The organism is Nocardioides sp. P4_G10 (assembly GCF_056401175.1).
Genome location: NZ_JBFUJV010000003.1, coordinates 202,190 through 222,327 on the forward strand (window position 1 = coordinate 202,190; position 20,138 = coordinate 222,327).

At 71.3% G+C, this 20,138-nt stretch carries 20 protein-coding genes and 1 tRNA gene; 3 read left to right on the forward strand and 18 right to left on the reverse strand.

Annotated elements, in window-relative coordinates; translation table 11 throughout:
* Window positions 1-2 precede the first annotated feature (2 nt).
* From atpA to argS, 18 genes are all read right to left on the reverse strand, one after another.
* Window positions 3-1,646 carry a F0F1 ATP synthase subunit alpha gene (atpA, locus tag AC1DP1_RS06480; protein ID WP_477506170.1) on the reverse strand — a complete coding sequence of 548 codons (1,644 nt, stop codon included), beginning with the start codon at window positions 1,644-1,646 and terminating at the stop codon, window positions 3-5.
* A gap of 55 nt (window positions 1,647-1,701) precedes the next feature.
* Entirely contained in the window at window positions 1,702-2,496 is a 795-nt protein-coding gene (locus AC1DP1_RS06485; RefSeq protein ID WP_477506171.1) for a F0F1 ATP synthase subunit delta, read from the reverse strand.
* Window positions 2,496-3,056 (reverse strand): F0F1 ATP synthase subunit B, encoded by a 561-nt coding sequence (locus AC1DP1_RS06490; RefSeq protein ID WP_457186981.1) that lies wholly within the window; start codon window positions 3,054-3,056, stop codon window positions 2,496-2,498. The genes AC1DP1_RS06485 and AC1DP1_RS06490 overlap by 1 nt, the downstream gene beginning before the upstream one ends.
* 40 nt (window positions 3,057-3,096) lie before the next feature.
* Window positions 3,097-3,306 (reverse strand): ATP synthase F0 subunit C, encoded by a 210-nt coding sequence (atpE, locus tag AC1DP1_RS06495; RefSeq protein WP_030482691.1) that lies wholly within the window; start codon window positions 3,304-3,306, stop codon window positions 3,097-3,099.
* Between the two features lie 68 nt (window positions 3,307-3,374).
* Window positions 3,375-4,163, reverse strand: a complete 789-nt coding sequence (gene atpB / locus AC1DP1_RS06500) for a F0F1 ATP synthase subunit A (protein WP_457186983.1) — start codon at window positions 4,161-4,163, stop codon at window positions 3,375-3,377.
* Window positions 4,160-4,459 (reverse strand): AtpZ/AtpI family protein, encoded by a 300-nt coding sequence (locus tag AC1DP1_RS06505; RefSeq protein WP_457186985.1) that lies wholly within the window; start codon window positions 4,457-4,459, stop codon window positions 4,160-4,162. Before AC1DP1_RS06505 ends, atpB begins: the two co-directional genes overlap by 4 nt.
* Window positions 4,456-4,914, reverse strand: coding sequence for a hypothetical protein (locus tag AC1DP1_RS06510; RefSeq protein WP_477506172.1), 459 nt, complete (start codon window positions 4,912-4,914; stop codon window positions 4,456-4,458). Before AC1DP1_RS06510 ends, AC1DP1_RS06505 begins: the two co-directional genes overlap by 4 nt.
* Window positions 4,915-4,992: 78 nt before the next feature.
* Complete coding sequence (locus AC1DP1_RS06515; protein WP_300051392.1) at window positions 4,993-6,186, reverse strand: MraY family glycosyltransferase; 1,194 nt, start codon at window positions 6,184-6,186, stop codon at window positions 4,993-4,995.
* Between the two features lie 5 nt (window positions 6,187-6,191).
* Window positions 6,192-6,848 carry an L-threonylcarbamoyladenylate synthase gene (locus AC1DP1_RS06520; RefSeq protein WP_457186989.1) on the reverse strand — a complete coding sequence of 219 codons (657 nt, stop codon included), beginning with the start codon at window positions 6,846-6,848 and terminating at the stop codon, window positions 6,192-6,194.
* Window positions 6,849-6,853: 5 nt separating this feature from the next.
* Window positions 6,854-7,699: a peptide chain release factor N(5)-glutamine methyltransferase gene (gene prmC / locus AC1DP1_RS06525; protein ID WP_477506173.1), complete on the reverse strand. Its 846-nt coding sequence runs from the start codon at window positions 7,697-7,699 to the stop codon at window positions 6,854-6,856.
* Between the two features lies 1 nt (window position 7,700).
* Window positions 7,701-8,774 (reverse strand): peptide chain release factor 1, encoded by a 1,074-nt coding sequence (prfA, locus tag AC1DP1_RS06530; RefSeq protein WP_477506174.1) that lies wholly within the window; start codon window positions 8,772-8,774, stop codon window positions 7,701-7,703.
* A gap of 117 nt (window positions 8,775-8,891) precedes the next feature.
* The gene (rpmE, locus tag AC1DP1_RS06535; protein ID WP_191195131.1) at window positions 8,892-9,116 is read right to left on the reverse strand and encodes a 50S ribosomal protein L31; all 225 of its coding nucleotides are present in this window, start codon (window positions 9,114-9,116) and stop codon (window positions 8,892-8,894) included.
* A gap of 131 nt (window positions 9,117-9,247) precedes the next feature.
* On the reverse strand, window positions 9,248-11,140 hold the full coding sequence (rho, locus tag AC1DP1_RS06540; RefSeq protein ID WP_477506175.1) for a transcription termination factor Rho: 1,893 nt from the start codon (window positions 11,138-11,140) through the stop codon (window positions 9,248-9,250).
* Between the two features lie 212 nt (window positions 11,141-11,352).
* The gene (gene thrB / locus AC1DP1_RS06545) at window positions 11,353-12,249 is read right to left on the reverse strand and encodes a homoserine kinase (RefSeq protein ID WP_477506176.1); all 897 of its coding nucleotides are present in this window, start codon (window positions 12,247-12,249) and stop codon (window positions 11,353-11,355) included.
* Window positions 12,249-13,328 (reverse strand): threonine synthase, encoded by a 1,080-nt coding sequence (gene thrC, locus AC1DP1_RS06550; protein ID WP_477506177.1) that lies wholly within the window; start codon window positions 13,326-13,328, stop codon window positions 12,249-12,251. The genes thrB and thrC overlap by 1 nt, the downstream gene beginning before the upstream one ends.
* 11 nt (window positions 13,329-13,339) lie before the next feature.
* Window positions 13,340-14,656: a homoserine dehydrogenase gene (locus AC1DP1_RS06555; protein WP_457187002.1), complete on the reverse strand. Its 1,317-nt coding sequence runs from the start codon at window positions 14,654-14,656 to the stop codon at window positions 13,340-13,342.
* Between the two features lie 21 nt (window positions 14,657-14,677).
* A complete protein-coding gene (gene lysA, locus AC1DP1_RS06560) occupies window positions 14,678-16,099 on the reverse strand; it encodes a diaminopimelate decarboxylase (RefSeq protein WP_457187004.1) in 1,422 nt (473 codons plus the stop codon).
* Between the two features lie 6 nt (window positions 16,100-16,105).
* Window positions 16,106-17,785, reverse strand: coding sequence for an arginine--tRNA ligase (gene argS, locus AC1DP1_RS06565; protein ID WP_477506178.1), 1,680 nt, complete (start codon window positions 17,783-17,785; stop codon window positions 16,106-16,108).
* Window positions 17,786-17,879: 94 nt separating this feature from the next.
* Here argS and AC1DP1_RS06570 point away from each other — a divergent pair, with 94 nt between their 5' ends.
* The 3 genes from AC1DP1_RS06570 to AC1DP1_RS06580 all read left to right on the forward strand — a co-directional run bounded on the left by AC1DP1_RS06570 (window position 17,880) and on the right by AC1DP1_RS06580 (window position 20,138).
* Complete coding sequence (locus tag AC1DP1_RS06570) at window positions 17,880-18,377, forward strand: thioesterase family protein (protein ID WP_457187009.1); 498 nt, start codon at window positions 17,880-17,882, stop codon at window positions 18,375-18,377.
* Window positions 18,378-18,452: 75 nt separating this feature from the next.
* Window positions 18,453-18,525 (forward strand) — tRNA-Arg (locus tag AC1DP1_RS06575).
* A gap of 185 nt (window positions 18,526-18,710) precedes the next feature.
* Window positions 18,711-20,138 (forward strand): choice-of-anchor P family protein, encoded by a 1,428-nt coding sequence (locus AC1DP1_RS06580; RefSeq protein WP_477506179.1) that lies wholly within the window; start codon window positions 18,711-18,713, stop codon window positions 20,136-20,138.

A 20,138-nucleotide genomic window follows, 5' to 3' on the forward strand; every position in this document is an offset into this window, starting at 1 on the left:
CGTCAGCCCCGCTTCTGCTTGACGATCTGCTCCTGCTCGACGTCCTCGTCCTCGAGAGCGACGTGCTCTTCCTTGCCGGCCTTGATGTTCTGACCGTCGGAAGTCTCGAACTGGTCGAGGAAGGAGTCGTAGGCCGAAGCGAGCTGGTCCTCGGTCGAGTCCTCGAACTTCAGGCTCTCGCGGATGCCGGCGAGGATGCCCTCGTGGCTGCGACGCAGGTAGTCGAGGAACTCGTTCTCGAAGCGCAGCACGTCGTCGGTCGGCACGTTGTCGAGCCGACCCGAGGTGCCCGTCCACAGCGAGACCGTCATCTCCTCGACCGGGTACGGCGAGTACTGCGGCTGCTTGAGCAGCGCCATCAGGCGCTGGCCGCGGTCCAGCTGCTGGCGCGAGGCGGCGTCGAGGTCGGAGGCGAACATCGCGAAGGCCTCCATGGCGCGGAACTGCGCCAGGTCGACCTTGAGCGAGCCGGTGACGGACTTCATCGCCTTCGTCATCGCCGAGCCACCCACTCGCGAGACCGAGACACCCACGTCGATGGCGGGGCGCTGGTTGGCCGCGAACAGGTCGGACTGCAGGAAGATCTGGCCGTCGGTGATCGAGATGACGTTGGTCGGGATGAACGCCGAGACGTCGTTGGCCTTGGTCTCGATGATCGGCAGACCCGTCATCGAGCCCTTGCCCATGTCGTCGGAGAGCTTCGCGCAGCGCTCGAGGAGCCGGCTGTGCAGGTAGAACACGTCGCCGGGGTAGGCCTCACGGCCCGGCGGACGACGCAGCAGCAGCGACACGGCGCGGTAGGCCTCGGCCTGCTTGGTCAGGTCGTCGAACACGATGAGGACGTGCTTGCCCTCGTACATCCAGTGCTGGCCGATGGCCGAGCCGGTGTAGGGGGCGAGGTACTTGAACCCGGCGGAGTCGGACGCGGGCGAGGCCACGATGGTGGTGTACTCGAGCGCGCCGGCCTCCTCGAGGGCGCCACGCACGGCGGCGATGGTCGAGCCCTTCTGACCGATCGCGACGTAGATGCAGCGCACCTGCTTGTCCGGGTCGCCGGACTCCCAGTTCTGCTTCTGGTTGATGATCGTGTCGATGGCGATCGTGGTCTTGCCGGTCGAGCGGTCACCGATGATCAGCTGGCGCTGGCCGCGGCCGATGGGCGTCAGGGCGTCGATCGCCTTGATGCCGGTGGCGAGGGGCTCGTGCACCGACTTGCGCACCATGACGCCGGGAGCCTGGAGCTCCAGCGCGCGGCGGCCCTCGAGCGGGGTGATCTCGCCCAGACCGTCGATCGCGGTGCCGAGCGGGTCGACCACGCGGCCGAGGTAGCCGTCACCGACGGGGACCGAGAGGATCTCGCCCGTGCGACGCACGACCTGGCCCTCCTCGATCTTGTCGAAGTCGCCCAGGACCACGACGCCGACCTCGCGGGTGTCGAGGTTCAGTGCGAGGCCGAGCGTGCCGTCCTCGAACTCGAGCAGCTCGTTGGCCATCACCGAGGGAAGGCCGCTGACACGGGCGATGCCGTCCGCGGCCTCGGCCACGGTCCCGACCTCTTCCTTGCTGGCCGACTCGGGCTTGTAGTCCGACACGAAGCGCTGAAGAGCGTCGCGGATCTCGTCCGGACGGATGGACAGCTCCGTCATTTCATCTCACCTGTTCTCTGGGTCTGCTCGAAAAGTTCTTGGATGTCGGTCACGGTCAGCCGGCGAGCTTGCGCCCGGCCTCGTCGAGGCGGGTGGAGACGGTGCCGTCGATGGCGTCGTCGCCGATCTCGACACGGATGCCGCCGATGACGTCGGGGTCCACGATGACGTTGAGGTGCACCTCGCGACCATAGGTGCGTGCGAGGGCCGCGGCCAGCCGGTCGCGCTCGTCCTGGGCGAGCGGCTGCGCGACGCGCACCGTCGCCACGCCCTGCCCACGGACCTCGGCGGCCACCTTCTGGTAGCTGGCGAGGGCCACGGTGACCGTGCGGTGGCTGCCCGAGAGCGACTGCTGCACGAGGGCGATGGTCGCGGGAAGGACCTTGTCGCCCAGCAGGCCGCTGATGAGGGCCGACTTGTCGTCGCGGCTGCGAGCAGGGTCGGCGAGCGCGTCGCGCAGCTCCGGGTTGGCCTGCACGAGCCGTCCCACCGCGAAGATCTCGTCCTCGAGGCGGGTGACGTCGCTGCCGGTCGAGCGGACCGCTGCCACGACGCCCAGCTCCTCCAGGGCGTCGGGCAGGTCGCGCCCGGCGCTCCAGCGCTGCGAGACCGCCGCGCTCACCACGTCGAGGGCCTCGGTCGAGACCTTCCCCGTGAGCACGCCGCGGAGCAGCTCCGCCTTGGCCTCACCGGGCACCGACGCGTCCGTGGCGACGCGCCGCAGGCCCGGCTCGGAACGGACCAGGTCCGCGACTCCGAACAGGTCCTGAGCCACCTTGCCGAGGTCGCCGGAGCCCGGAAGGGCCTCGGCGGCTGCGGCGTAGGCGTCGGCAGACGCTCCTCGCATCATCAGTTGACACTCCCCGAGGTGGTGCCGTTCTGTGCCTCGAGCTCGGAGAGGAACCGGTCGACGACACGGCTCTGGCGAGCCTCGTCGTCGAGGCTCTCGCCCACGATGCGACCGGCCAGGCCGGTCGCGAGGGCGCCGACCTCGGCACGCAACGAGGTGACCGCCTGCTGGCGCTCGGCCTCGATCTGGGTCTTGCCGTGCTCGACGATGCGGGTGGACTCGGCCTGGGCCTGCTCCCGCATCTCGGCGATGATCGCGGCACCCTGCTCACGCGCTTCCTCACGGATGCGCGCGGCCTCGTGCCGGGCGTCGGCGAGCTGCTTCTCGAGCTCGGCGAGCTTGGCGTCGGCCTCGGCCTGCTTGGTCTCGGCCGCGCTGAGCCCACCCTCGATGGCCGCCGTGCGCTCGGCGAACGTCTTCTCGAACATCGGGACGACGAACTTCGTGACGAGCACATAGAGGATCGCGAAGACGATGAAGGCGAGGATGACCTCTGACCAGACCGGCATTACCGGGCTGTGGGTCTCTCCCTCCGCCGCCGCCAGGACGATGTGGTCCATGAGTCGAACTCCTACGGTCTAGAGCTGGGTGCGGCGGTCGTCAGAGAGGCAGGACGAACGCGAGCGCGACGGTGATGATGAAGAGCGCCTCGGCAAGAACGAAGCCAAGGATGGCGATCGACTGCAGACGGCTCTGGGCCTCGGGCTGGCGGGCGACACCGGAGATGAACGCGGCGAAGATCAGGCCGATGCCTACGCCGGGACCGATGGCGGACAGGCCGAGACCGACCAGGTTGATGGAGCCTTCCACGGCTTTTCCTTTCGTCGGCGACGCGTCTCTCGCGCCGCTGTTTGGCGAAACTTGTGGGGTGGTGCGGATCAGTGCTCGTCGGCGAGCGCTTCACCGATGTACATGGAGGTCAGGAGGGTGAAGACGTAGGCCTGCAGGAACATGACCAGCATCTCGAGGAAGCTGACGCCGATGCCGAGGCCGAAGGAGAGGATGCCGACCGCGCCGTAGAGGAGGTTGCCGCTGGACAGCAGCGCCCATCCACCCGTGGCGAACAGGATCAGCAGCAGGTGGCCGGCGAACATGTTGCCGAAGAGTCGCAGCGTCAGCGTGACGGGTCGGATGATGATGTTGGAGAAGAACTCCAGCGGCACCAGCAGCAGCAGGATCGGGCCCTTGACGCCGGACGGCATCGTGGCGTGCTTGAGGTAGCCGAGCGGGCCGTGCTTCCAGACCCCGGCGCCGACGTAGACCAGCCACGTGAGCAGGGCCATCGGGACGATGAAGCCGATGCGCGAGAAGCTCGGGAACTGCAGGAACGGGACCAGGCCGTAGTAGTTGTTCACCAGGATGAAGGAGAACAACGTGAAGAGGTAGGGCACGAACTTCATGTAGTGCTCGGACCCGATGTTGTCGCGGGCCACGTTGTTGCGCACGAAGCCGTAGACCATCTCGCCTGCGAACTGGAGCCGACCCGGCACCAGCGAGGCGTTGCGCGCGGCGAGGTAGAAGAAGCCGAAGATCAGCACGGCCGACAGGGTGAGCAGCACCATCGGCTTGGTGACGTCACCGAAGATCGGAGGCAGCTCGAAGCTCCCGGGGCCCGGGGGGTGGAAGCCCGAACCGCCCTCTGCCGCCACAGGCTGGGTGATGCTCACTCCGACTCCTCGCTGCTCGTCTTGTCGCTCGTCGTGGTGCTGGCGTGCGTCTCCTGCGCGGCGGTCTGCCGCTTGAGCTGCACGATCATCATGTACGTGCCAAGTGCTCCGCCGAGCAGGACCCCCGCCGCCACCAGGAAGCGGGTGCCCAGCCACTGGTCCAGGAGCCAACCGACCGCTCCGTAGAACAGCACCCCGGCCACCAGGTAGCTGGGAGCACTGCTGCGTGACGGTTGGGAGGAAGTGGCACCGGACTCGGCCATTGCGCTGCGGACATTATCAGTCGCGGTGCTCATGACTCACCCCCGGGCGGGAGGTCGAAGTAGGGCGCTCGCTCGCGTGCGGTGAGCACGAGGTGCGCAGCCGTCCACACGAGCGTGGCGAGCACCATCGCTGCGGCCAGCCAGCCGCGCGCCTGGTCGCTCGAGAACGCGTCGCCACGGGTGATGGCGAGGAAGACCAGCAGCACGATCGCCAGCTGGGTCACGTAGGTGACCAGCGCGACGAGGAGGGACGCCGTGGGCATCGCGCTCGCGACGACGTGCAGCGACAGCGTTCCGAAGGACACCACGAGGATCACCAGGCCGGCGCCGACGGCGGCGGCAGCGGCCGCCTCTCCCCCGTGCACCACGGCGGCGACGACCACCAGGACGACCCCCGTGAGCGCGGTCAGGGCGGCTGCTCGAGCGACGACCCGGACGCCCGGAACGAGGCTGCTGCGGCGGGTGCTCGCGCTGCTCTCGGTCGTCATGTCGGCGGCCTGTCTGGTCTCTACGGTCGGTGCGTCCCTGCTCGTGAAAACTATCACAAAGTCCTCGGCGCGCTGAAATCAGGGGCCGGGGACGGGCTCGTCCGCGTGCCCCTCGACCCGTCCTTCCACCGAGGCGTTCTCGGGCAGCCCGGTGTCACCGAGGCCGGTCTTGCGGGGGCGGTGCAGCTTCGGCAGCACGAAGGTGAGGGCCACTGTCAGGACGATCATCGTGCCGAGGCTCCACCAGACCAACGGGTCGTCGAACAGGCTCACCAGCACCGCGCCGGTGGCGATCGTGAAGGCCCACATCCACATGATCAGCACCGCGCGCCGCTGCGAGTGGCCGATCTCCAGGAGGCGGTGGTGCAGGTGCTGCTTGTCGGCACTCATCGGCGAGCGACCCGCACGCGTGCGTCGTACGACGGCCAGGACCAGGTCGACGATCGGCACCATCAGCAGCGAGATCGGCAGCAGCACCGGCAGCACGGTCACGAACAGGCTGTTGCCGGTCGTCTCCGGCATGCCGACGAACTGCCCGGTCAGGGTCAGCGCGCTCGCCGACAGCACGAGCCCGATCAGCATCGAGCCCGAGTCGCCCATGAAGAGTCGGGCCGGATGGAAGTTGTGGGGCAGGAAGCCCGCGCACGCCCCCGCGAGGGCGGCGCTCAGCAGGGCGCCGGTCGTGGCCAGGGTGAGGTTGGCCTGCGCGGAGGCGAAGTAGCAGTAGAGGAAGAACGCCGCAGCGCCGATGCCCACCACGCCCGCCGCCAGCCCGTCGAGGCCGTCGACGAAGTTGACCGCGTTCATCGTGCCGATGACCACGAGGAGGGTGAGCACGGCGCCCTGCACGTCGTCGAGGGAGAACTGCGTGCCGTCGGCGCCCGGGAAGTAGTAGAACCGCACGCCCTGCGTGACCAGCAGGCCGGCGGCGAGCACCTGCCCGCCGAGCTTGGTGAGCGCGTCGAGCTCGAAGATGTCGTCGATCACCCCGACAGCGCAGACGAGCGCACCTGCGAGGAGCACCGCCCCTGCGTCGGGGAAGACGAACTCCTCGCTGGTGGACAGGAACGGCAGGTGTCGGGCGACGAGGTAGGCCGCGTAGAGCCCCCCGAGCATGGCCAGCCCGCCCAGGTAGGGGATCGGCTCGGCGTGGACGTCGCGGTCACGGACCGCCGCGACGGCTCCCGTGCGCAGCGCGATCTCCCGCGCGACGACCGTGAGCAGGTAGGTCACCGACAGGGCGACCAGGAAGACGAGGAGGTACTCCCGCATCCGGCCTAGCCCTGGTCTTCGAGCACGACCCCGTGCTCCTCGATCGCCGCGTTGAGCTGCTCCAGCGACAGCGCGCCGAGACGCAGCACCCGGCCCTCGGGCACGGTGACGTCGATGATCGTGGAGGCCTCGCCGCCCGGGGACGCGCCGGCGTCGACGATCACCGACACGACGTCGCCGAGCATCTCCTCGGCCTGGTCGGCGTCGGTGGCGGCGGGGCGGCCGGTGAGGTTGGCCGAGCTGACCGCCAGCGGACCGGTGCGCTCGAGGACGGCAAGGGCCACCTCGTCGTCGGGCATCCGCACCGCGACCGTGCCGCGGGTCTCCCCGAGGTCCCACATGAGCGAGCCCTGCTGGCGGCAGACGAGGGTGAGCGGGCCCGGCCAGAACTCCTCGACCAGCGTGCGCGCCCACGGCGGCACGGTCTCGGCGAGCGCGTCGAGGGTGGTCGCGGCGGACACCAGCACCGGCGGCGGCATCTCGCGGCCGCGGCCCTTGGCCTGCAGGAGGCGTCGTACGGCCTCGTGGGAGAACGCGTCGGCGGCGATGCCGTAGACGGTGTCGGTGGGGATGACCACGAGGTCTCCACGTCGTACGGCGCCGGCGGCGGCGGTCACTGCCGCCTCCCGCTCCTCCTCGGTCGAGGTCGCAAGCCTGTCCACGCCGCTCATCGTGCCAGTCGCGCGGTCGTGTAGCGCGGTCGACCCGCGAGGTCGAGGTGGTCGCGCACGTCGAGCCACCGCCCGGTCGCGGTGAAGACGGCCGGCGCCGAGGCGCCCTGGACGTCGGCGTGCTCGGCCCCCACCACTCCCCCTGGGCGGAGGAGGGCGGCCGCCCGGCGCTCGAGGAGCCGCATGGCGTCGAGCCCGTCCTGCCCCGAGAAGAGCGCGAGGTGGGGGTCGTGGTCGCGTGCCTCGACGGCGACGGACTCCCAGGCCTCCAGCGGGATGTAGGGCGGGTTGCACACGACGACGTCGACGGTGCCGGCGAGGTCGTCGAAGGCCTCGAAGGCGTCGCCGAGCCGGAGGTCGACCCCGGAGAAGGGGGCGAGGTTGGTCTCCGCGTAGCGGAACGCGTCGGGGCTCATCTCGACCGCGTGCACGTCGGCGTGCGGCACCTCGTCCTTGACGGCCGCGGCGATCGCGCCCGACCCGGTGCACAGGTCGACCACCACCGGCGCCCCGGTGAGGGACTGCGCCTGCTCGATCGCCCACCCGGCGAGCAGCTCGGTCTCGGGGCGCGGCACGAACACCCCGGGCCCCACGGCCAGCTCGACGTGGCGGAACGCCGCGGTGCCGGTGAGGTGCTGCAGCGGCTCGCGGGCCGCGCGGCGCTGCAGCAGGGCGTCGTACTGCTCCTGCTCCCCCACCCCGAGGTCGTCGAGCAACGGCAACCGGCCGAGCGGCACGTCGAGCACGTGGGCGAGGAGGAGGTCGGCGTCACGCTCGGGCGAGGCGACGCCGGCGTCCCGGAGCCGGGCGGCCGCCTCGCGACGCGCCTGGCTGGGCCGCACCTCAGCTCTCCAGCGCCGCGAGACGCGCAGCCATGTCGGTCTCCACGCAGGAGTCGAGGACCGGCTGGAGGTCGCCGTCGAGCACATGGTCGAGGTTGTAGGACTTGTAGCCGGTGCGGTGGTCGGAGATCCGGTTCTCCGGGTAGTTGTAGGTGCGGATCCGCTCGGAGCGGTCGACCGTGCGCACCTGCGAGCGGCGTGCGTCGCTGGCCTCGGCGTCGGCGGCGTCCTGGGCGGCCTGCAGCAGGCGACCCCGGAGGATGCGCATGGCCGACTCCTTGTTCTGGAGCTGGCTCTTCTCGTTCTGGCAGCTCGCCACGATGCCGGTGGGCAGGTGGGTGATGCGGACGGCGGAGTCGGTGGTGTTCACGCTCTGCCCACCGGGGCCGCTGGAGCGGTAGACGTCGATGCGCAGGTCGTTGTCGTTGATCTCGACGTCGACCTGCTCGGCCTCGGGCATCACCAGCACGCCCGCGGCGGAGGTGTGCACCCGACCCTGCGACTCCGTGACCGGCACGCGCTGGACGCGGTGCACGCCGCCCTCGAACTTCAGCAGGGCGTACGGCGCCTGGCCGGGCTCGACGGTGCCCCGGGCCTTGACTGCCGCGGTGACGGACTTGTAGCCGCCCAGGTCGGACTCGGTGGCGTCGAGCACCTCGACGCTCCAGCCGCGGGTCTCGGCGTAGCGGGAGTACATCCGCAGGAGGTCGCCGGCGAAGAGCGCGGACTCCTCACCGCCCTCCCCCGACTTGATCTCCAGCAGCGCGTCCTTGCCGTCGGTCGGGTCGCGGGGCACCAGCAGCCGGCGCAACCGCTCACCCGCGGCGTCGCGCCGCTTGGTGAGGTCGTCGGCCTCCTGGGCGAAGGCGGGGTCGTCGGAGGCCAGCTCGCGGGCCGCCTCGATGTCGTCGCCGAGGCGGAGCCACTCCTGCCAGGTCGTCACGACGGCCGTCAGCTCGGCGTAGCGCTGGTTGAGCTGCTTGGCGAGGCGCTGGTCGGCGTGGGTCTCGGGGAGCGAGAGGCGTCGCTCGAGGTCGGCGTGCTCCTCGCGCATGCCCTCGACGGCTTCGAACAACGCTGCTCCTCGAGTCGATGGGGAGATGGGGGGTACGTGCAGACGACCTGCAGACGGCCTGCAGACGACAAGGCGCCGGCCACCCGCGGTGAGCGGGAGACCGGCGCCTGACGTGGCCTACTTGGTCTCGGCCGGAGCCTTCTTGGCGTAGCGGGCCTCGAAGCGGGCGACGCGGCCGCCGGTGTCGAGGATCTTCTGCTTGCCGGTGTAGAACGGGTGGCACTGCGAGCAGACGTCGGCGTGGATCGAGCCGGAGGTCGCGGTGCTGCGGGTCGTGAACGACGCGCCGCAGGTGCAGGTCACCTGGGTCTCGACGTACTCGGGGTGGGTGTCCTTCTTCATGGTGTTCCTCTCGAATTGCTCCGGGTCGCCCGCGTGGATGCGTAGTGACGTGAACCGGAGCCGGCGCACAAGTGTGCCACCGGTATGAACAACGGCGCCAATCCGGGGATTCCCGCTCGGGAACCCGCGGTTCAGCGGGCGCCGACGACCTTGGTGACGGCCTGCGGGGAGTCGGCGGCGGCGAGCTGCTTGCGCAGGTCGCCGACGACGGCACCCTCGGCCGGGGCGAGCAGCTTCTCCTCGTGCCGGGTGCCCGACGCCGCGACGTCGACCGCGGGGACGATGCCCTTCGCGGCGCGCTCGGCGCTGAGCACCAGCTCGAGGTTGGCGGCGCCTGCGAGCTCCTCCAGGAAGAACTCGTCGGTGGCCGAGCCGGTGCCGACGGCCACGGTCGCCAGGATGGTCAGCGAGCCGCCGTCCTCGACCGCGCGGGCGGCGCCGAAGAACTCCTTCGTCGGGTGGACGGCGGAGGCGTCGACGAGGCCGGCCAGGACGCGGCCGTTGGCCGGTGCGGCGAGGTTGTAGGCCCGCCCGAGGCGCGTGAGCGAGTCCAGCAGGACGACGACGTCGTGGCCGAGCTCGACGAGGCGCTTGGCGCGCTCGATGGCCAGCTCGGCGACCAGGGTGTGGTCGGCCGGCTGCCGGTCGAAGGTCGAGGCGACGACCTCGCCCTTGACGGCGCGCTGGTAGTCGGTGACCTCCTCCGGGCGGGTGTCGACCAGCACCACCATCACGTGGCACTCGGGGTTGTTGGCCGTCACCGACTGGGCGATCGACTGGAAGAGCGTGGTGGCGCCGGTGCGCGGCGGGGCGAGGACCAGTCCCCGCTGGCCCTTGCCGACCGGGGCGGCGACGTCGACGACGCGACCGATCAGGTCGGCGTCCGAGGCCAGGCGCAACCGCTGGTGCGGGTGGACCGGGACCGCGTCGGCGAACTCCGGGCGCTCCTTGGCGCCCTCGGCCTCGGTGCCGTTGACGCTGTCGATGCGGACCATCGGGTTGAACTTCTCCCGACGCTCACCCTCGCGCGGCTGGCGCACCTGACCGACCACGGCGTCACCGCGGCGGAGGTGGTACTTGCGGACCATCGACAGCGACAGGTAGACGTCCTCCGGGCCGGGCAGGTAGCCCGAGGTGCGCACGAACGCGCAGTTGTCGAGCACGTCGAGGATGCCGGCAGCCGGCACCAGGACGTCGTCCTCGAGGATCGTGGTGTCGGGCTCGTTGCGGCTGCCGCCCTGGCGGGGCAGCGTCCGGTCGCGTCCGCGGCGGCGGCGGTTGCGACGGCTGCCGCCCTCGCCGTCCTCGTCGTCGTCGGACTGGTGCTGGGCCTGCTGGTCCTGCCGGTTCTGGTCCTGGCGGGCCTGCTGGTCCTGCCGGTTCTGGTCCTGGCGGGCCTGCTGGTCCTGGCGGCTCTGCTCCTGGCGGTTCTGGTCGCGGTCCTGCTTGTTCTGCTGGTCCTGCTTGTTCTGCTGGTTCTGCTGGTTCTGCTTGCCCTGCTTCTGGCCCTGGTCCTGCTTCTGGCCCTGCTGCCGGTCCGACTTCTTCTGGTCCAGCTTGTCGGACCGGTCGGGCTTCTGCTCGGAGCGCTGCTCGGAGCCCTGGTCGGCGCGCTGCTCGGACGTCTGCTCGGACTTCTGCTCGGACCGGTCCTCGGGCTGCTGCTCCGACCGCTCGGCCTGCTGCTCGGCCTGGCGCTGCTTGCGGGTGCGGGTGCGCACCGTCGTCTGCGGCGCCGGCTCGGCGGCCGCGGCGGGCTCCGCGGACTTCTGCTGCGGCTGCTCCTGCTGCTGGACCGGCTGCTCGGGCTGGGTCTGCTTCGCCGGCTGGGCGGGGGCGCCACCGGACTGGTTCGCCCGGATGGCGTCGACGAGCTGCGCCTTCTTCATCGAGCCCGCTCCGGCGATGCCGAGGCCCGCGGCCATCGACTTCAGGTCGGCCAGGAGCATGGAGCTGAGCCCGCCCGACTTCTTGGCGGGCTTGGTGGCGGCGTTCTCCGCAGGAGCAGAGGGGGTCTCGGTCACGTGGATCCTTCGCACGTTGCGTCGCCTCCCGGACCGGTCGAACGGCCGGCGAGGCGGATGGTGGGTCCCGTCCACGCGGACCTCGAGACATCGCGAGGACGGGGACGGGGAGGTACGCCGATCGGCGCGCGGTCAGGTTAGCAGGCGCCCCGCGTGCCGGGAGCCGGTCGGTGCGGAAGAGCGGCACCAGCCGCTCCACGGCGCACGAGCGGTCAGGTGAGGCGCGCGCCGTCGACGTCGATCGAGAGCTGGTGCGGGGTCCACCCGCTCGGGCACCGCGACAGCAGGTCGGAGATGTCGGAGGAGCCGAAGGCCAGCACCGTCGGGCCGGCTCCGGAGACGACGGCGGGCACGCCCTCGGCGCGCAGGCGTCGTACGAGCGCCAGCGTCTCGGGCATCGCGGGCTCGCGCTGGTCCTGGTGGAGCCAGTCGCGGGTCGCGGCGAGCAGGTGCTCGGGCTGCCCGTTGAGCGCGGCGACCAGCAGGGCGGCGCGACCGGAGTTGGCGGCGGCGTCGGCGTGGGGCACGACGTCGGGCAGCAGCCCGCGCGCGACCTTCGTCTCGACCCCCGTGGGCGGGACGAACACCACGGCGGTGACCCGGGGGTCGACCCCGGCGCGGACGGCGTACCAGTGCCCGTCCTCGCGGCCGGAGATCACGAACCCGCCGTAGAACGCCGGGGCGACGTTGTCGGGATGGCCCTCGAGGTCGGCGGCGAGGTCGAAGAGCGCCTCGTCGGAGGCGAGCAGCTGGCCGCCCGCGACGAGCGCCCGCGCCAGGACGACGCCCGCGACGATCGCGGCGGACGACGACCCGAGGCCGCGGGCGTGCGGGACGACGTTGCGGCACGTCAGGCGCAGGCCGGGCGGCTGCTCCCCCATCAGCTCGAAGGCCGCGCGCATGGAGCGGACCACCAGGTGCGACTCGTCGCGCGGCACGCCATCGGCACCCGCACCCTCGACCTCGACCAGCAGGCCCTCGGTCAGCACCTCCGCCTCGAGCTCGTCGCGCAGCGACAGCGCGAGGCCGAGGCTGTCGAAGCCCGGGCCGAGGTTGGCCGAGGTCGCCGGGACGGAGACCCGCACGGGCCCGTCGACGAACTGGGTCATCAGGAGAGGCCGGCTGCGGCGGCCGCCGCGTCCACGTCGGCGTCGACGACCGTGTCGACCAGGTCGCCGCACGACTCCAGCGCGGTGGCGGTGTCCTTGAGGCCGTGGCCGGTGACGGTGATCGCCACCGTCGCGCCGGTGAACACCTGGCCGGACTCCAGCGCGACGAGCAGACCGGCGACGCCCGCGGCCGAGGCCGGCTCGACGAAGACGCCGTCGTTGCGGGCGAGCTCGATCTGCGCAGCGAGGATCTGTGCGTCGGAGAGGGCCGCGAAGCCGCCCTCGGACTCCTTGGCCGCCTGCTCGGCGAGGTGCCACGACGCCGGGTTGCCCACCCGGATCGCGGTCGCCTTGGTCTCCGGGTCGGGGAACGGCTCACCGGTCACGAGCGGTGCCGCACCCTCGGCCTGGAAGCCGAGCATCCTCGGGCGCTTGGTGGCCCGGCCGAGGTCGGCGTACTGCTGGTAGCCGAGCCAGTAGGCGGAGATGTTGCCCGCGTTGCCGACCGGCAGCAGGTGGACGTCGGGGGCGTCGCCGAGGAAGTCGACGATCTCGAACGACGCGGTCTTCTGCCCCTGCAGGCGGACCGGGTTGACCGAGTTGACGAGCTCGACCGAGTAGCTCTTCGAGAGGCCGATGGCCATCGACAGGCAGTCGTCGAAGTTGCCCCGGACCATGATCACCTGGGCGCCGTGCACGACCGCCTGGGCGAGCTTGCCCGCAGCGATCTTGCCCTCGGGGATGAGCACCAGCGGCTTGAGACGTGCCTTCGCGGCGTACGCCGCCATGGACGCCGACGTGTTGCCCGTCGAGGCGCACACGACCGCCTCGGCGCCGAGGTGCCGGGCGTGGGAGATCGCGGCCGTCATGCCGCGGTCCTTGAACGAGCCGGTCGGGTTGTCGCCCTCGACCTTGAGCCACACCTCTCCCCCGGTGAGCCCGGAGAGCCACTCGGAGTGGACGAGGGGCGTCCCGCCCTCGCGGAGCGTCACGGCGGGCATCCCCTCGGGGAGGTCGAGGAGGTCGCGGTACTCCTCGATCACGCCGCGCCACTGGTGGGTGCCGGTGGCGCTGGCCATGCCGCCGCCGTTCACTCCTCGCCTCCCTCGACGCGCATCACCGAGGTGACCTCGCGGACGATGTCCATGCTGCGGAGCTGGTCGACCGTCGCGCTGAGCGCCGCGTCAGGGGCGGCGTGCGAGACGACCACGAGCTGGGCGTCGGCGCCGCGACCCTCCTGGCGCACGGTCTGGATCGACACGTCGTGGTCGGCGAAGGCGTTGGCCACCGCCGCGAGCACGCCGGCGCGGTCGTCGACGTCGATCGCCACGTGGTAGCGGGTCCGGGTCTCCCCCATCGGCAGGACCGCGCGGTCGGCGTAGGCCGACTCACCGGCACCCCGCGTCTCGGCGAGGCGGTTGCGGGCGACCGTGACGAGGTCGCCCAGCACGGCGCTCGCCGTGGGCGCGCCGCCGGCACCGGGTCCGTAGAACATGAGCTGCCCGGCGGCCTCCGACTCGACGAAGACCGCGTTGTAGGCCTCGCGGACGCTCGCCAGCGGGTGCGAGCGCGGGATCATCGCCGGGTGGACCCGCGCCGCGACCTGCTCCTGGCCGTCGGGGCCGGGGCGGAGCTCGCAGATGGCGAGCAGCTTGACGACCGAGTCCATGTCGCGGGCGCTGGCGACGTCGGCGGCGGTGACCTCGGAGATCCCCTCGCGGTAGACGTCGGCGGCGGTCACGCGGGAGTGGAAGGCGAGGCTGGCGAGGATCGCCGCCTTGGCCGCGGCGTCGAAGCCCTCGACGTCGGCCGTCGGGTCGGCCTCGGCGTAGCCGAGCTCCTGGGCCTCCTCGAGCGCCTCGGAGAAGCCGGCGCCGGAGGTGTCCATCTTGTCGAGGATGAAGTTGGTGGTGCCGTTGACGATGCCGAGCACCCGGGTGACGCGGTCGCCGGCGAGCGACTCCCGCAGCGGCCGCAGGATCGGGATCGCACCGGCGACGGCCGCCTCGTAGTAGAGGTCGCGCTCGGCCTTGGCGGCCGCCTCGAAGAGGGTCGGGCCGTCCTCGGCGAGCAGCGCCTTGTTGGCCGTGACCACGCTCGCGCCGTTGTCGAGCGCGGAGAGGATGAGCGACCGCGCGGGCTCGATGCCGCCGATCACCTCGACGACGAGGTCGACGTCGTCGCGGGCGACCAGGCCCTGGGCGTCGGTCGTCAGCAGGCCGTCGGGCACCTCGACGTCGCGAGCGGCGTCGAGGCGTCGTACGGCGACTCCCACCAGCTCGACGGGCGCGCCGACCCGCGCGGCCAGGTCGTCGTGCTGCTCGCTGAGCAGCCGCACCACCTGCGACCCGACCGCTCCGCAGCCGAGCACCGCCACCTTCAAGGTGCGCTTGTCACCGATACTCATGCACGTACTCGCTTCGCTCACTCATGAGAGAACACCCACATCGGTCGCCAACAGGTCCGCCACAGTCTCTCGTCGCAGCACGGTGAAAGTCTTCCCGTCCCGAACTCCGATCACCGGAGGACGCAGCGCGTGGTTGTAGTTGGACGCCATGGATCTGCAGTAGGCGCCCGTCCCGGGAACGGCGACGAGGTCGCCGGGGCGCACGTCGGCGGGCAGGAACTCGTCCTTGACCACGATGTCGCCGGCCTCGCAGTGCTTGCCCACGACGCGCGACAGCGTGGGCGGGCCGCCGGAGGGGCGGGAGGCGATCGTGGCGGAGTAGTCGGCGTCGTAGAGGGCGGTGCGGATGTTGTCGCTCATCCCGCCGTCGACGGAGACGTAGGTGCGCACAAGCCCGCCGTCGAGGGCGACCATTTTGACCGTGCCGACCTCGTAGACCGTGCACATCGACGGGCCGACGATCGCGCGCCCGGGCTCGATCGACAGGCGCGGGAGCGCGATGTCGAGGGCACGGCACTCGTGCTCGACGATCTTCGCGATCTCGGTGGCCAGCTGCGCGGGGTCGGCCGGGTCGTCCTGGGTCGTGTAGGCGATGCCGAAGCCGCCACCGAGGTCCATCTCGGGCATCTCGACGCCCACCTCCTCGATCACCCGGGCGTGCAGCGCGAGCACGCGACGGGCGGCCACCTCGAAGCCCGAGGTGTCGAAGATCTGGCTGCCGATGTGGGAGTGGAGGCCGAGGAGCCGCAGGCTCGGGGCGTCGTGCACGCGTCGTACGGCCTCGAGCGCGTCGCCGCTGGCGATCGAGAAGCCGAACTTCTGGTCCTCGTGGGCGGTCGCGATGTACTCGTGCGTGTGGGCCTCGACGCCGGCGGTGACCCGCACCATCACGCCCACCGTCCGGCCGAGCTCGGTCGCGACGTCGGCGAGCCGCCCGATCTCGTGGAAGGAGTCCACGATGACCCGACCCACGCCGAGCTCGACGGCGCGCTCGAGCTCGCCGAGGGTCTTGTTGTTGCCGTGGAAGCCCACGCGCGCCATCGGGAACCCGGCCCGCTCCGCGACGGCCAGCTCGCCGCCCGAGCAGACGTCGAGCGACAGCCCCTCCTCCGCGAGCCACCGGGCGACGGTGGTGCAGAGGAACGCCTTTCCCGCGTAGTAGACGTCGAACTGCACCGATCCCTGGCGAGCGAAGGCGTCACGGAAGGCACCGGCGCGGCTGCGGAAGTCGGCCTCGTCGAGGACGTACGCCGGTGAGCCGTGCTCGCGCACCAGCTCGGGCAGCGGCACGCCGCCGACGCTCAGGACGCCGTCGGACTTCGTCGCCGTCCGCGACCAGAGGAGCGGGACGAGCGCGTCGGGGTCGCTCGGCTCACGCAGCCAGTGCGGGCCGCGCAGCGCGCCGTCCGCGTGGGCCCAACCGGACGGGTGTGCGGTGGGCACGCCCGATCACATCCTCTCGGGGGCCGAGACGCCGAGCAGGTCGAGGCCGTTGGCGAGCACGGTGCGGACGGACTGCACGAGCACGAGGCGCGCCTCGTTGGTCGGCGTGACGGGCTCGTCGCCCATCGGCAGCATCCGGCACTCCTTGGTGTCGTACCACCGGTTGAACACCGCAGCGGTGTCCTCGAGGTAGCGAGCGACACGGTGCGGCTCGCGGAGCTCGGCAGCGCTGGCGACGACCCGAGGGAACTCGGCCAACGCGCGCAGCAGGCGGCCGTCGAGCTCGTGGGTGAGGAGCGAGGGGTCGAAGTCCGCGCCCGGCGACACCATGCCGATGGCGGCGGCGTTCTCCATCATCCGGCAGGAGCGCGCGTGCGCGTACTGGACGTAGTAGACGGGGTTCTCGCTCGAGGCCTTGGTGATCTCGGCGACGTCCAGCGTCAGCGGGCTGTCGGCGGGATAGCGGGCCAGGGAGTAGCGCAGCGCGTCGACGCCGATCTCGTCCACCAGCTCGTTGAGCGTCACGATCGTCCCCGCGCGCTTCGACAGGCGCATCTCCTGGCCGTCGCGCATGATCTTGACCATCTGGCCGATCAGCACGTCCAGCGTCTGCGCCGGGTCGTCACCGACGCACGCGGCCATCGCCCGGAGCCGGCCGACGTAGCCGTGGTGGTCGGCGCCGAGCAGGTAGATGCAGTGGTCGAAGCCGCGAGCGCGCTTGTTGAGGTAGTAGGCGGTGTCCGAGGCGAAGTACGTGAGCTCGCCGTTGGTCCGGATGAGCACCCGGTCCTTGTCGTCGCCGAAGTCCGTGGTGCGCATCCACAGGGCGCCGTCGGCCTCGAAGAGGTGACCGTTGTCCTTGAGGCTGCGCAGGGTGTCGGCCACCGATCCGTGCGACTCGTCGGCGTGGAGGTCGCGCTCGGAGAACCACACGTCGAAGTGGGTGTTGAAGCCGTCCAGCTGGTCCTGCTGCTCCTGCAGCTGCAACGCGTAGCCCGCCTCGCGGAAGGCGGCGAGCCGCTCGCCCTCGGGCAGGTGGACGATGTCCGGCTGCCGGCGGACGATCTGCGCCGCCAGGTCGGCGATGTAGGCCCCCTGGTAGCCGTCCTCCGGGATCGGGTTGCCGAGCGCGGAGGCCTCGAGGGAGGCGCCGAAGAGGTTCATCTGGTTGCCGCGGTCGTTGATGTAGAACTCGCGCGCCACCGACGCGCCCGCCGCCTCGAGCACGCGACCGATGGCGTCGCCGAGCACGGCCCACCGGGTGTGACCGAGGTGCAGCGGGCCGGTCGGGTTGGCCGAGATGAACTCGATGTTGATCGACTGGCCGGCCAGGGTCTCCGAGCGGCCGTAGGCCGAGCCTGCCGCGACGATGTCGGCGGCGACCTGGCCCTGCGCCCCGGCCTCGACCGTCACGTTGAGGAAGCCCGGGCCCGCGACCTCGACCTCCGCGACACCGTCGGCTGCGCGCAGCCGCTCGGCGACCAGGTCGGCGAAGGCGCGGGGGTTGGTCCCGGCCTTCTTGGCGAGCTGGAGCGCCACGTTGGTGGCGTAGTCGCCGTGCCCCTGCTGCCGGGGTCGCTCCACCGTGACCTGGGTCGGTACGCCGTCGGGCAGCGTGATCGCGCCGTCGGCCACGAGGGCCTCCAGCGCGTCGACGATGGTCTCGGAGAGCTGATCGGGATTCACCGGGCAAGCCTATCGGCGGGTCCCGCTGCGGGCCGAACCGGTTTCACGCCGTGGCCCAACGACACCTCGAGGGTCCTGCCCTAGGGTTCGGGGCGTGACGACCCACCCCACCTACGACCAGCTGATCGACCTCCCGGCCTACGTCGAGCAACCCGTGCCGATGCCGTTCGAGGACATCAACGGCCACCTCAACGTCCGCCACTACATCGGCATCGCCAGCGAGGGGCTCGACGAGTCGCTCGTCGAGGTGGGCATCCCGCAGATGTGGCCACTCAGCCACGGACACGCGTGCTTCACCGCCGAGCACCACGTCACCTACCTCAACGAGCTGCGCACCGGCGACACGATGTCGGCGCGGGTGCGCCTGCTCGGGCGGTCCGAGCGGGCCGCCCACGTGCTCGTCTACGTGCTCGACGAGACGCACCAGCAGGTGGCGTGCGTGGTCGAGGAGATCTTCCTGCACATCGACCTCGAGACCCGCCGCACCGCGCCCTGGCCCGACGACGTCGCCGCCAAGCTGGACGCCCGCGTCGCCGAGCACGACAGCCTGCCCTTCCCGGCCGACACGTCCGGGTCGCTCGCCCTGCGCTGAGGCGGTTTCACCACGACGCCGGGCGACCGGTAGTCTTCAGCGCGCACCAGCCCCGGAGCGATCCGGGCGGTGCGGGCCTCCGTAGCTCAGGGGATAGAGCACTGGTTTCCGGTACCAGGTGCCGCAGGTTCGAATCCTGCCGGAGGCGCCCACTGCAAGGCCCGGACCCTCGAGGGTCCGGGCCTTCGTCGTCCCCCACCCGGGCACACCGTCCCCCCGCTCCTGGTGACAGGCGTCACCAATCGGGCTCCGCGTCGTTGAGCGGACGAGGGAGCTACTGGCCGGTCACAAGGGACGTGCCACGTGTCGCTCCCGCGGACCCTGGGAGGGGACATGAAGACAACCCAGCGACGGCTCGCGGCCGCCGTCAGCCTCGGCCTGAGCGCGGCGCTCGCGCTGTCGACCGCTGCCGCGCCGGCGCAGGCCGGCGGCTCGGCCGACGCCCGTGCCGCGGCGTCAGACCAGCTCACCGCCTTCGGCTACCGCGGCGACGTGTACGGCGTGAAGCTGGTGACCGACAGCGTCGAGGCGCTCAACCTCAAGGACGCCCACGCGCAGCAGCTGTGCACCCGCTCGGCCGGCAAGGTCGTCCAGCAGCAGAGCGTCGTGTCGGTCCCGGACAACCCGCTCATCCGTGTCTCGGCCAGCACGAGCCGCACCGAGACGTACGCCGACGGCGAGACGCACGGCGTCCGCGGCACCAACACCATCGGCGACATCAGCGTCGGCGGCACGGTCGGTCCGCTGACCACGCCCCGCCTGGTCATCAAGGGCCTGCAGACGACCGCGCACGCCTTCCACACCCCGCGTGGCTACGGCCACGACGAGGGCTTCACGTTCGCCAGCATCACGCTCGACCTGCTCGACGACACCGTGGTGCAGCAGCTGCCGCCGGAGCTCCAGCAGCTGCTCGACCCGCTCGACCAGGTCAGCGACACCGTCTTCACCGGGACCCAGCAGGTCGCCCAGCAGGTCTTCCAGGTGCTGAGCGACGTCACCAAGCCGATCGTCATCCCCGGTCTCGGCACGATCGCGCTCGGCTACGAGAACGGCCGCGCCAACAGCCACAACGCCCAGTCGCAGGCCTCCGCCCTGCGGATCGAGGTCACCGCCGGCGACCGCCGCCAGCTCGTCGAGCTCGGCACCGCCCGCGTCCGGATGGGCGGCCCGGCGCCCGTCGGCGTCTTCCGCTCCGGCGGCACGGCGATGGACTACCAGGCGCTCCAGGGTGCGCTGAAGTTCGGCAACGTCGAGCACAAGGCGCTCCCCTGCCAGGGCACCCGCGGCCGGACGCAGACCTACCAGGTCCCCCACGCCACCCAGCTCGTTCCGGTGCCGGTGCTGCTCGAGGGCGTCACCTACCAGGTCAACGGCGACCAGTTCCGCGCCAAGGCCGGCACGAAGCGGGGCAAGGTCGCCAAGGGCTGGTCGCGCACCGCGATCGGGTCGGTCTCCATCCCCACCGCCCAGCTCGTCATCACCGACGTCAGCTCGCGCGCGGCGATGCGTCAGAAGGCCGGCAAGCGGGTGGGGTCGAAGGTCTCGACCGGCGTCGGGTCCATCACCGTCGCCGGGCAGCAGGTGCCGGTCCCCGCGCCCGGCGAGGTCGTCGAGCTGCCGGGCGGCGCCGGTGAGATCCAGCGCCAGCTCGTCGACACCGGCTACCGCGGGTCGCAGGTGATCGGCCTGCGGATCAAGCTCTACTCCGAGGCCGTCGTCATCGACCTCGCCCGCACCGCGGGACGGATCTACGGCTCCTGA